The organism is Polaromonas naphthalenivorans CJ2 (assembly GCF_000015505.1).
In the GTDB taxonomy this organism is placed as follows: Bacteria; Pseudomonadota; Gammaproteobacteria; order Burkholderiales; family Burkholderiaceae_C; genus Polaromonas; species Polaromonas naphthalenivorans.
The window spans coordinates 3,477,712-3,489,508 of sequence record NC_008781.1 but is presented as its reverse complement, the minus strand read 5'-3'; the positions used below and the strand labels follow the sequence as shown (position 1 = coordinate 3,489,508).

Here is an 11,797-nt window from a genome sequence, read left to right as displayed (position 1 = left end):
CGGGTCAGGCGATGGCCTGGGCGGCGGACAGGGCGGCCGCCTTGAGCGCGCGCCGGGCGGACGAATCGACCTTCACCAGCGCTTCGCCGTCAATGACCATGACGCCCTTGACGCTGCAGGTGGTCTGCAGCACCACGCGGCCACGCTCGGCGATGACCTCGCGCACCTTGACGGTGGCATGCACGGTGTCGCCGGGGCGCACCGGCGCCAGGAACTTCAGGTGCTGGTCCATGTAGATGGCGCCGGGGCCGGGCAGACGGTTGGCGACCGCCGCCGAGATCACGCTGGCCGACAGGAAACCGTGGGCGATGCGGCCCTTGAACGCCGTGGTGGCCGCGTACTCTTCGTTGATATGGATGGCGTTGCAGTCGCCCGACACGCCGGCAAACAGCACGATGTCGGCTTCGGTGATGGTCTTGGAAAATATGGCCATCATGCCCACGCTCAGGTCTTCGATGTCATAGCCGTTCAGGTCGTTCATGTCAGTGTCTCGTTGTGTTGGTTGATTGAAGGATTGGCGCGGCGTTACATGCCGCTGTAGTTCGGCCCGCCGCCGCCCTCGGGCGTGACCCAGACGATGTTCTGGGTCGGATCCTTGATGTCGCAGGTCTTGCAGTGCACGCAGTTCTGCGCGTTGATCTGCAGGCGCTCGGTGTTGTCCGGGTTCTTCACGAACTCGTACACCCCGGCCGGGCAGTAGCGGCTCTCGGGGCCGGCGAACCTGGCCAGGTTGACAGCGACCGGAACGCTGGCGTCCTTGAGGGTCAAATGCGCGGGCTGGTGTTCCTCGTGGTTGGTGTTGCTGATGAACACCGAGGTCAGGCGGTCAAACGTCAGCTTGTTGTCGGGCTTGGGATAAAGGATGGGCTGGCACTCGGATGCCGGCTTGAGCATCGCGTAATCAGGCTTGTCGCGGTGGATCGTCCACGGCGGGCTCTTGACGCCGATTTTGGGCAGCAGCCATTGCTCGATGCCGGTCATCAAGGAGCCCACGTACACGCCCTTCTTGAACCAGGCCTTGAAGTTGCGCGCCTGGTTGAGTTCGGCGGCCAGCCAGCTTTTTTCGTAAGCCTCGGGGTAGGCGCTCAGTTCGTCATGCTGGCGCCCGGCCGTCACGGCCGCGTACGCCGCTTCGGCCGCGAGCATGCCGGTCTTGATCGCCGCGTGGCTGCCCTTGATGCGGCTGGCGTTCAGGTAGCCCGCCTCGCAGCCGATCAGCGCGCCGCCGGGAAACACCGTCTTGGGCAGGCTCAGCGCGCCGCCGGCCGTGATGGCCCGCGCGCCGTAGCCGATGCGCTTGCCGCCTTCGAGGTATTTGCGGATCGCCGGGTGCGTTTTCCAGCGCTGCATCTCCTCGAAGGGGCTGAGATAAGGATTGCTGTAGTCCAGCCCGGTGACAAAGCCCAGCGTGACCTGGTTGCCCTCCAGGTGGTAGAGAAAACCCCCGCCGTAGGTCTGGCTGTCCATCGGCCAGCCGGCCGTGTGCACTACCAGGCCGGCTTGGTGCTTGGCCGGGTCGATCTCCCAGAGTTCCTTCACGCCCAGCGCGTAGGCCTGCGGGTCGCGGCCTTCGTCGAGCGCAAAGCGGCTGATCAGCTGGCGGCCCAGGTGGCCGCGCGCGCCTTCGGCGAACACCGTGTACTTGCCGTGCAGTTCCATGCCGAGCTGGAAGTTGCCCGTGGGCTCGCCGTCCTTGCCGACACCGAGGTTGCCCGTGGCCACGCCCTTGACGGAGCCATCGTCGTTGTAAAGCACCTCGGCGGCGGCGAAGCCGGGGAAGATTTCAACGCCCAGGCTTTCGGCCTGACCAGCCAGCCAGCGCGTGACGTTGCCCAGGCTGATGACATAGTTGCCTTCGTTGTGAAAGCAGTCGGGCACGAGGTAATCAGGCGTCCGGGTGGAGCCCGTTTCGCTCAGGAACAGCACCTCGTCGCCAGTGACGGGCTGCGTCAAGGGCGCGCCCAGCGCCTTCCAGTCGGGGATCAACTCGCCCAAGGCCCGGGGGTCCATGACCGCGCCCGACAGGATGTGCGCGCCGGGCTCGGAGCCCTTTTCGAGCACGACGACGGACAGCTCCGTGCCTTTTTCGCTGGCCAGCTGCTTGAGGCGGATGGCCGCCGACAGCCCGCCCGGGCCGCCGCCGACCACGACCACGTCGTACTCCATCGCTTCTCGGGGGCCGTACTGGGCCAGGATTTCTGCTGGGGTCATGATTTTTAAGTAAAAAAGGCCTTTTACGCATGCTGGTAGTGCGCAAGCAGCTATTAATTCAGGAGCAAAATCGGGTTCTGATCCTGGAGGATGCGGTTTTCACGCCCGTGGGCGCGCACCGTTCATTCCATGCTGGATGCCGAACGCATCTGCTCCCTGAGCACGAATTTCTGGATTTTTCCGGTCGAGGTTTTCGGCAGCGTGCCGAACAGCACCTGCTTGGGCACCTTGAAGCGCGCCAGCTGCGAGCGGCAGTGCTCGATGATCTCGGCCTCGGTGACCGTGGCGCCATCGCACAGTTCGAGGTAGGCGCACGGCACTTCGCCCCATTTGTCATCGGGCTTGGCGACCACGGCCGCCACCAGCACGGCCGGGTGGCGGTACAGCACTTCCTCGACTTCGAGGCTGGAGATGTTTTCGCCGCCGGAGATGATCACGTCCTTGCTGCGGTCCTTGATCTTGACGTAGCCATCGGGGTGCAGCACCGCCAGGTCGCCGGTGTGGAACCAGCCGCCGGCAAAAGCCTCTTCGGTGGCCTGCGGGTTTTTCAGGTAGCCCTTCATCACGAGGTTGCCCCGGAAGAAGATTTCGCCCATCGTTTCGCCGTCGGCGGGAACGGGCCGCATGGTTTCGGGGTCGAGCACGGCGATGGCCTGCTGCATCGGATAAGCCACGCCCTGGCGCGCGTTGAGCGCGGCGCGCTCGCCAATCGGCAGCTTGTCCCAGCCGGCCTGCTTGGCGCAGACGGCCGCCGGGCCGTACACCTCGGTCAGCCCATAGACATGCGTGATGTCAATGCCGATGCGCTCGCAGCCTTCGATGATCGCGGCCGGTGGCGCGGCGCCGGCAATCAGGCCGGCAATCGGATGCGAAATGCCGGCGCGCAGAACCTGCGGGGCATTGATCAGCAGGCCATACACAATCGGCGCGCCGCACAGGTGCGTGACGCGGTGTTCGCGGATCAGCGAGAAGATCAGTGCCGGATCGACCTTGCGCAGGCACACGCTGACGCCCGCCTGCAGCGCCAGCGTCCAGGGGAAGCACCAGCCGTTGCAGTGGAACATGGGCAGCGTCCACAGGTACACCGAGTGGCGCGGCATTTCCCAGGTCACCACGTTCGACACCGCGTTCAGGTAGGCGCCCCGGTGGTGCGTGACCACGCCCTTGGGGTTGCCGGTGGTGCCGCTGGTGTAGTTCAGCGCGATGGCGTTCCACTCGTCGGACGGCAAGGCCCATTCGTAGGCCTCGTCGCCGGTCTGCAAAAAGGCTTCGTAGTCCAGCTCGCCGAGCAAGGCACCGCCTTCGTGCAGCGGGTCATCCACGTCAATCACCAGTGGGCGGGGCTGCTTCATCAACGGCAGGGCGCGTTCGATGATCGGCGAGAACTCGCGGTCGGTCAGCAGCACCTTGGCTTCGCCGTGGTCGAGCATGAAGGCGATGGCTTCGGCATCGAGCCGGGTGTTCAGGGTGTTGAGCACCGCCCCCAGCATGGGGACGCCAAAATGTGCCTCGAACATGGGCGGCGTGTTGGGCAGCATGGCGGCCACGGTGTCGCCGACGCGAACGCCGCGCTGCGCCAGGGCGCTGGCCAGGCGGCGGCAACGCGCATAGGTCTGCGCCCAGGTAAAGCGCGTGTCGCCATGAATCAGCGACACGCGCTCGGGATAGACCCGGGCGGATCGTTCCAGAAAGCTGATCGGTGAAAGCGCGGTGTGGTTCGCGCGGTTGCGCTCCAGTCCCTGGTCGTAGGCATTCTTAGGCATGTCGGCAGTCTCCTTGTCGTGGTGGCTGCGGCAGGCTTGAAGTGCACGGGCAGCGTTGGTGCTACCGATGATGGCAGGCGACTGTTGCGCAATTTCGGGGCAAATGTATCGAATGATTGCCGCCTGCCGGCCGGTGGCGGCGGCGTCCTAGAATGCACAAATCCGCCGGAGCCCGCCTTTCATGTCATCACACCTTTCCCCCGATTCCCAGCAAATCCACTACCGGCACGAGTTGCTTCAGGCCGGGCTGGACCTGCTCGACCAGGGCTTGACGGTGATTGATGCCAATCTGAACTTCGTGGCCTGGAACAAGGCCTTTTTGCGCCTGCTGGACTTCCCAGAAAGCATGGCTTTTGTCGGCGCCACTTTCGAGTCCTTCATGCGCTACAACGCCGAACGCGGCGAATACGGGCCGGGCGACGTGGAAGAACTGGTGGCCGAGCGCATGCGCCTGGCGCGTCATTTCACGCCGCACTACACCGAGCGCGACCGGCCGGACGGGCAGATTCTGGCGGTGCGCGGCGAGCCCTTGCCGCACAACGGTTTTGTCACGCTGTACACCGACATCACCGCCAGCCGCCGCTACGAGCAGCAGATCCAGCAGCAGAACACCGAGCTGGAGCAGCGGGTGGCCGAGCGCACCCATGAACTGCAGGCCACCAACCGGCGCCTGATCGTGGCCGACGACGCCAACCAGCGCATCACCGAGGCATTGCGGCGCAGCGAGGAAAACCTGCGCCTGATCACCGACACCGTGCCCGCGCTGATTGGCTACTTTGACCGCCAGGAGATCTACCGCTACGTCAACAAAGGCTACGCCGACTGGTTTGGCGCCGCCAAGGAGGGCATGCTGGGCCACTCCATTCGCGACGTGGTCGGCGACGAGGTCTATACCGATATTTCAAAGCATGTGCATCTGGCGCTGAAGGGCCAGCGCGTCAGCTACGAGTACGCCATGCGCCGCCCCGGCGGACGGGTGGTGTATGCGCGCAGCGAACTCGTGCCCGAGTTGGACGCCAAGGGCCGCGTGGCCGGGTGTTTTGTGCTGTCCGTCAACATCACCGACCTCAAGAACGCCCAGGCAGCGCTGGTGCACGCGCAAAAAATGGAGGCGGTCGGGCAACTGACCGGCGGGCTGGCGCACGATTTCAACAACCTGCTGACGGTCGTGATCGGCAACCTGGTCAGCCTGCATGAGCGCTACCCCGACGACCCGGACATTGGCGAGTATGTAGCGCCTGCGCTGAAAGCCTCGCGCCGGGGTGCGTCCCTGATCAAGCGGCTGCTGGCATTTGCCCGCAAGCAGCCGCTGTCGCTGCGCTCCGTGAACATCGCCGAGCTGGTCAGCGAAAGCATGATCCTGCTCAAGCGCACCTTGCCGGCGAACATCACCGTGACCGCCACGCCGATGAGCGAGGCCGTGCATGCCATCACCGACGTGCAGCAGCTTGAAAACGCCTTGCTCAACCTCGCGCTGAACGCGCGTGACGCCATGCCGGAGGGGGGGCAGTTGACCATCGGGGCAAGCTGCGTGGAGCTGGGCCAGGCGCAGGCGGCGGATTTTGACGTGGCCCCCGGTTGCTACGTGGCCCTGAGCGTGTCCGACACCGGCACCGGCATGGACGCCGCCACGCAGGCGCGCGCCTCCGAGCCTTTTTTCACCACCAAGCGCTTTGGCTCGGGAAGCGGCCTGGGCCTGTCGATGGTGTATGGCTTTGCCAAGCAGTCCGGTGGCGGCATCCGCATTCAGAGTGCCTTGGGCGAGGGTTGCGTGGTCACGCTGGTGTTGCCCTGCGTGGACAACGAGCTTGAGGACGAGCCGCCGCCGGACCTGCACCACCGCCTAGCCCGGCAGGGCGCGCAGCGCCCGCTGGTGCTGCTGGTGGAAGACGACCCCGACGTGCGCCGGGTGATCCGGCTGCAACTGGTTGGCCTGGGTTATCCGGTGATCGAAGCGGACCATGCGGCCGATGCCTTGCTGCTGCTGACCAGCGTGCCCACCGTGGGCATCCTGGTTTCTGACGTGGTGATGCCCGGCGGCATGGACGGACGGGCCTTGTGCGTGGCGGCCAGCCAGCGTGCGCCGCATGTGAAGGCGTTGCTGATCAGCGGCTATTCCGACGGCGAAGCGGCCTCGGCCAGGGAGGCTGCCGGGTTTGCGCTGCTGAAAAAACCGTTCACCGCCGCCGAGTTGCAGCATGCGCTCGATGGCTTGACGGCATGACTGCCAGCATGTTTCGCCAGCCGGAGGGGCCGCGCTGCATCTATCTGCTGGACGACGACCCGGATATTTGCCGCCTGGTCAGCAGCACGCTGCGGGAGTTTGGCTTTGAGACTTTTGAATGCCACAGCGCCATGGAGTTGCGCCGCCTCCTGCTGGCGCGCGTGCCTGACCTGTGCATCGTGGACCTGGGCCTGCCTGATGCCGATGGCATGGACGTGGTGCGTGAGCTGCAGGCGCGCTACGCCTGCGGCGTGATGGTGCTGACCGGGCGCGGTTACCTCAGCGACCGGGTCATGGGACTGGAGTTGGGGGCCGACGACTATGTGGTCAAGCCGTTCGAGCCGCGTGAACTGGTGGCCCGCGTGCGCAGCATCCTGCGGCGCCGGGACAAGGCACCCGGCGCGTCGATGCAGCCGGAAATGCGCTCGCAGCTTGCCGAGTTCGGCGGCTGGCGTTTTCGTGCCGATTGCAACCTGCTGTCGTCGCCGGGCGGCCAGGAGTGGACGCTCAGCGCCGGCGAGTCGCGCATGCTGCTGCAGTTTTTGCAGCGGCCCAACCGGATTCTTGACCGCGAACAACTGTGCGGCGACCGCGATCTTTCGGCCCTGGACCGCAGTGTCGATGTGCGGGTGTCCAGGCTGCGGCGCAAGCTCGAATCAGACCCCCAGCACCCCACGACCATTCGCACGGTGTATGGCGCCGGCTATCTGCTGGCGGCCGAGGTCAGGTGGCTGTAGGACCGAACCCACGCCTCTTTGCGCCATGCACCGCTATGCCTGACGAGCCGGGCTGATTACGATGGATTCATCATTAACCCGGATACAAGGATTTACCATGAACACCGATCAAGTCAAGGGCGCCCTCAAGGAAGCCGCAGGCAAGGTCCAGTCCAAGACTGGCGAGTTGATTGACAGCCCCGAGCAGCAGGCCAAGGGCATGGTCAAGCAGGTCGAAGGCAAAACTCAGAAAAATCTGGGTGATGCCAAGGAAGTCCTGAAAGACGCTGTCGATAAAATCTGAAACGGTTTTAAGACACTTGCATCAAGGCGGCTGGTCCAGTACCAGCCGCTTTTTTTTGTGCCCGTTGAACAGGCGCGCGTCAGGATTCTTCCGGTGCAAAGAACTTCAGGGCGCTGTCCAGCTGGCTTGCGGTGATTCCTTCCATGGCCTGCAGCTTGTCATGCAGGCCGGCCAGCGCGGCCGAGCCTTCTTTTTGCAACCGGCCAATGACGAGGGCAGCTTCCCGGGGTGAATCGAAACCCTGGCTTTGCAGCAGCAACTGCGCCTCGGCATCAAGCAGCTTGAAATAAAACCGGCCGTCTTTTTCGCGGTATTGCTTGAAGGCTGGTGCCGCCGTTTTGGCGGCCTTGCTTTTGGCGGCGGCTGGGGCGGCGGACCCCAGGTTGCGCAGGCCCACCGCGCGCCGCAACTCGCCCATGAACGGCGTTGCCACCGCCCGTGCTTTTTCCGCGCCGGCCTGCAGCAGCGCTTCGATTTTGGCTGGATTGCCGATCAGCGCCTGGTACTGCTCGCGCATCGGCGCGACTTCCTGGTCGATGCGCTCGAACAGCATCTGCTTCGCATCGCCCCAGCCAATGCCGTCGGCATAGGCCTGGCGCAGACCAGCGGTTTCTGGCTCGCTGGCAAAGGCCTGGTAAATCTGGAACAGCGCCGAACCTTCGGTGTCCTTGGCTTCGCCGGGCGCGCGCGAGTCGGTCACGATGCCGGCGATCAGCTTGCGCAACTGCTCGCGCGGGGTGAACAGCGGAATCGTGTTGTCGTAGCTCTTGCTCATCTTGCGCCCGTCCAGGCCGGGCAGCAGGGCGACGGATTCCTCGATCTGGGCTTCGGGCAGCACCAGGTGCTCGCCGTACAGGTGGTTGAAGCGCTGGGCCATGTCGCGCGCCATCTCGATGTGCTGGACCTGGTCGCGCCCGACCGGCACCTTGTGCGCCTTGAACAGCAAAATGTCGGCGCCCATCAGCACCGGGTACATGAACAGGCCGGCGGTGACATCGGCGTCCGGGTCGTTTCCGGCGGCTTCGTTCTTATCGACCGAAGCCTTGTAGGCGTGCGCGCGGTTCAGCACGCCCTTGCCGGTCACGCAGGTCAGCAGCCAGGTGAGTTCGGTGATTTCAGGAATGTCGGACTGGCGGTAGAACATGACGCGTTCCGGCTCCAGCCCGGCGGCCAGCCAGCTGGCGGCGATTTCCAGCGTCGAGCGCTGGATGCGCACCGGGTCGCCGCACTTGATCAGCGCGTGGTAGTCGGCCAGAAAGTAAAAACTCTGCACGCCGGGCAGGCGGCTGGCTGCCACCGAAGGGCGGATGGAGCCGACGAAGTTGCCCAGGTGCGGCGTTCCGGTGGTCGTGATGCCGGTCAGGAAGCGCTGCGGCGATGGTGAAGCGGTGGAATTCATGCGAAGGATGCCGGCTGATAAAAGAGATAAAAAAACTAGCCCAGCAGGTACGCCAGGGGAGAAATCAGGAGATTGATCAAGGTGTAGCCCAGGGTCATGAGCGGGCGCAGCCACAAGGCCCCGACCACGCCGGCAATCACCAGGCCCATCACGATGAAAAATCCCCAGGGTTCAATGCGCGACACCATTTGCGCCTGCTTCCAGGGCAGCAGGCCCACCAGGATGCGGCCGCCGTCCAGCGGCGGCAGCGGGAACAGGTTGAAGGCCCACATCACCAGGTTGACCAGAATCCCGGCCTGCGCCATCTTGACGAAGAACGGTTCCTCCACGTTCATGGCCGCCAGCGCCACCAGCATCAGCGCCCAGGCAATAGCCTGGGCAAAATTGGACGCCGGGCCGGCCAGCGCCACCCAGACCATGTCGCGCTTGGGGTTGCGCAGCGCGCCGAAGTTGACCGGAACCGGTTTCGCGTAGCCAAACAGGAAGGCCCCCGAGGTGGCGAAATACAGCAGCAGCGGCATGGCGATGGTGCCTATCGGATCGATGTGCTTGAGCGGGTTCAGCGTCAGCCGGCCTTCCACATAAGCCGTGTTGTCGCCAAAATGGCGGGCCGCGTAACCATGCGCGGCTTCATGCACCGTGATGGCGAACAGCACGGGAAGCGCATACAGGGCGATGGTTTGAATCAGGTTGGCAGTGTCCATGCCCGGATTGTCTCAGACGCGCAAGCCTGGGCTTTACAGCCCTAGCGCGGCCAGTTCGCCCCGGCCTTGCCGGATGATGACCGGGTCGCCGCCGTCCGCCATCGTCGTCAGGTCAACCACGGTCGTGGGTTCCTTGTGGCAGGCGCCGGCGTCGATGATGGCCGCCAGTTCATGCTCCAGCGGGCCGGTGATGTCCTGGGGGTCGCTGATGGATTCGGTTTCGCCGCGCGGAATCAGGGTGGTGGCTAGCAAGGGTCCGCCATGGAGTTCAAGCAGGGCCTGCAGCGTCTTGTGGTCCGGAACGCGCAGGCCAATGGTCTTGCGCGACGGATGGCTGAGGCGGCGCGGCACTTCCTTGCTGGCTTCGAGGATGAAGGTGTAGGGGCCGGGTGTCGCAGCCTTGATCAGGCGGAACTGCTTGTTGTCCACCCGCGCATAGTTGGCCAGCTCGCTCAGGTCGCGGCATAGCAGGGTCAGGTGGTGCTTGCCGTCCACGCCGCGGATGCGGCGCAGGTTGTCGGAGGCGGCTTTGTCGTCAAGCTGGCAGACCAGCGCGTAGCTCGAATCGGTCGGCACGGCGGCAATTCCGCCGCGCTGGATCAGCTCCACCGCCTGAGCGAGCAGGCGGGCATGCGGATTGAGAGGGTGGACTTCAAATAACTGGGCCATGGCAAACCTTTCAGGATTCAGCCGGTTGAATGATGACCCGGCTTTCGCACACGGCCAGCCAGGCGCCGGTTGCACCGCACACCGCGATCATGCACATGCCAAGCAGCGACAGGTCATCGGGAACATGTGAAAACGCCAGCCAGCCGCCGAGCATGGCAAAGCCGATCTGCGCATAAAGGAAGGGCGTGAGGGTGGAAACGGGCGCGCGCGCATAGGCCAGGATCATCATGAAATGGCCGACGGTGCCCATCAGGCCCATCAGTGCCAGGCCGGCCCAGAGCATCCACGAATCCAGCGCGGTCCAGACAAAGGGCAGCGCCAGCGACGCCAGCAGCGTGCCGATCCAGCCGGTGTAGAAATGCATGGTGACCGGGTCTTCGGTACGCGCCATCCGGCTGGTCAGGATCTGGAACCAGGCATGCGAGACCACCAGGCCCAGCGGCAGCAGCATGGCCCAACTGAAGCGCTCGCCGCCGGGCCGGATGATGATCAGCGTGCCGGCAAAGCCGCCGATGACCAGCAGCCAGCGCAGCACCGACACGCGCTCGCCCAGCGTGAGCGAGGCGGCCATCGTCATGACCAGTGGCGTGATCATGACGATGGCGGTGAATTCGCCGACAGGCATGTACTTGAGGCTGAAAAATGCCAGCAGGCTGGTAGTGATCATCAGCACACCGCGCAAAAACTGGAACTTCGGGTGAAGCGTGGGTGGCAGCGACCAGCCGCGCTTGGGCAGCAGCGCGACGCTGCTGGCCATCGCCTGGAACGCAAAGCGGAACCACAGCGCCATGAGCACCGGAACGCTCAGGGTGATGACCTTGGTGGTGGTGTCGAGCACCGCAAAGCAGGCAACGGCCGCCACCAGAAGTGCAATCCCCGCCAGCGTGTTCGGAGCGGTTCTGGCCGGGCCGCTCATGCCTGGATGCGGTCCGCCAGCAACTCCCACACCGGCGTCAGGTCGCCCGGCAGGAAGGGCAGGGCGCCCAGGTCGGTGTGGCTTTCGTCAGGGCTGTGAAAGTCGCTGCCGCGCGAGGCGGCCAGGCCGAACTCCTTGGCGGTTTCGGCGTATTTCACGAATTCCTGCCTGGTGTGGCTGCCGGTGACCACTTCCACGCCGCGTCCGCCGTGCGCCTTGAATTCGGTGAACAGCGCGTATTCCTCGTTGGCCGAGAAGTTGTAGCGGCCCGGATGCGCAATGACGGCGATGCCCTGCGCTTGCGTGACCCAGGTGACGGCATCCTTCAAGGTGGCCCAGCGGTGCGGCACGTAGCCGGGCTTACCTTCGGTCAGGTATTTGCGAAAGACCTCATTGGTTTCCTTGCAGACGCCGGACTCCACCAGATAGCGGGCAAAGTGGGTGCGCGAGATCAGCTCGGGGTTGCCGACAAATTTCAGGGCGCCTTCAAAAGCGCCGTGGATGCCGACCTTGGCCAGTGAATCGGACATTTCCATGGCCCGCTGCTCGCGGCCGTTGCGGGTGTTGTGCAGGCCCTGCTTCAGGGCTGCATCGTCAGGATCAAAACCCAGGCCCACGATGTGAACGGTTTCGCCGGCAAAGGTCACGGAAATCTCGGTGCCGGTGAGGTAGGCCATGCCTTGCGCCTTCGCTGCCGCTGCAGCGCGGTGCTGGCCGCCGATTTCGTCGTGGTCGGTCAGCGCCCACAACTCGACGCCGTTGTTTTTGGCGCGCTCCGCCAGTGCTTCGGGGGTCAGGGTGCCGTCGGAGACAACCGAATGGCAATGCAGGTCGGCGTTCAGGATGTTTTGAGGTTTCACAAAACAATTTTAGGCTTTCCGACCCGGCGGC

General features: G+C 64.5%; 11 protein-coding genes. 3 read left to right on the top strand and 8 right to left on the bottom strand.

The features are described from left to right. Positions 1 to 4 precede the first annotated feature (4 nt). The 3 genes from PNAP_RS16380 to PNAP_RS16370 all read right to left on the bottom strand — a co-directional run bounded on the left by PNAP_RS16380 (position 5) and on the right by PNAP_RS16370 (position 3,974). Positions 5 to 481 carry a MaoC family dehydratase gene (locus tag PNAP_RS16380; protein WP_011802653.1) on the bottom strand — a complete coding sequence of 159 codons (477 nt, stop codon included), beginning with the start codon at positions 479 to 481 and terminating at the stop codon, positions 5 to 7. A 44-nt stretch (positions 482 to 525) separates the two neighbouring features. Continuing rightward, positions 526 to 2,211, bottom strand: coding sequence for an electron transfer flavoprotein-ubiquinone oxidoreductase (locus tag PNAP_RS16375; RefSeq protein ID WP_011802652.1), 1,686 nt, complete (start codon positions 2,209 to 2,211; stop codon positions 526 to 528). A 122-nt stretch (positions 2,212 to 2,333) separates the two neighbouring features. After that, positions 2,334 to 3,974 (bottom strand): acyl-CoA synthetase, encoded by a 1,641-nt coding sequence (locus PNAP_RS16370; protein WP_011802651.1) that lies wholly within the window; start codon positions 3,972 to 3,974, stop codon positions 2,334 to 2,336. 181 nt (positions 3,975 to 4,155) lie between these two features. Between PNAP_RS16370 and PNAP_RS16365 the strand changes: the two genes are divergently transcribed. The 3 genes from PNAP_RS16365 (at position 4,156) to PNAP_RS16355 (ending at position 7,218) form a co-directional block, all read left to right on the top strand. Beyond that, complete coding sequence (locus PNAP_RS16365; protein ID WP_011802650.1) at positions 4,156 to 6,198, top strand: PAS-domain containing protein; 2,043 nt, start codon at positions 4,156 to 4,158, stop codon at positions 6,196 to 6,198. Further along, a complete protein-coding gene (locus tag PNAP_RS16360; RefSeq protein ID WP_011802649.1) occupies positions 6,195 to 6,935 on the top strand; it encodes a response regulator transcription factor in 741 nt (246 codons plus the stop codon). Before PNAP_RS16365 ends, PNAP_RS16360 begins: the two co-directional genes overlap by 4 nt. A gap of 97 nt (positions 6,936 to 7,032) precedes the next feature. Further along, on the top strand, positions 7,033 to 7,218 hold the full coding sequence (locus PNAP_RS16355; protein ID WP_011802648.1) for a CsbD family protein: 186 nt from the start codon (positions 7,033 to 7,035) through the stop codon (positions 7,216 to 7,218). Between the two features lie 79 nt (positions 7,219 to 7,297). On the opposite strand, the gene PNAP_RS16350 is transcribed toward PNAP_RS16355, so the two are convergent. Genes PNAP_RS16350 through PNAP_RS16330 form a run of 5 tightly spaced genes read right to left on the bottom strand, consistent with a single transcriptional unit; the run spans position 7,298 to position 11,766 of the window. Further along, positions 7,298 to 8,617, bottom strand: coding sequence for a tryptophan--tRNA ligase (locus PNAP_RS16350; protein ID WP_011802647.1), 1,320 nt, complete (start codon positions 8,615 to 8,617; stop codon positions 7,298 to 7,300). Positions 8,618 to 8,652: 35 nt separating this feature from the next. Then, a complete protein-coding gene (locus tag PNAP_RS16345; RefSeq protein ID WP_011802646.1) occupies positions 8,653 to 9,321 on the bottom strand; it encodes a site-2 protease family protein in 669 nt (222 codons plus the stop codon). A 33-nt stretch (positions 9,322 to 9,354) separates the two neighbouring features. Beyond that, complete coding sequence (locus tag PNAP_RS16340) at positions 9,355 to 9,990, bottom strand: L-threonylcarbamoyladenylate synthase (RefSeq protein WP_011802645.1); 636 nt, start codon at positions 9,988 to 9,990, stop codon at positions 9,355 to 9,357. A gap of 10 nt (positions 9,991 to 10,000) precedes the next feature. Continuing rightward, positions 10,001 to 10,906, bottom strand: a complete 906-nt coding sequence (locus PNAP_RS16335; RefSeq protein ID WP_011802644.1) for a DMT family transporter — start codon at positions 10,904 to 10,906, stop codon at positions 10,001 to 10,003. Next, the gene (locus PNAP_RS16330; RefSeq protein WP_011802643.1) at positions 10,903 to 11,766 is read right to left on the bottom strand and encodes a 3',5'-nucleoside bisphosphate phosphatase; all 864 of its coding nucleotides are present in this window, start codon (positions 11,764 to 11,766) and stop codon (positions 10,903 to 10,905) included. The genes PNAP_RS16335 and PNAP_RS16330 overlap by 4 nt, the downstream gene beginning before the upstream one ends. Between the last annotated feature and the right edge of the window lie 31 nt (positions 11,767 to 11,797).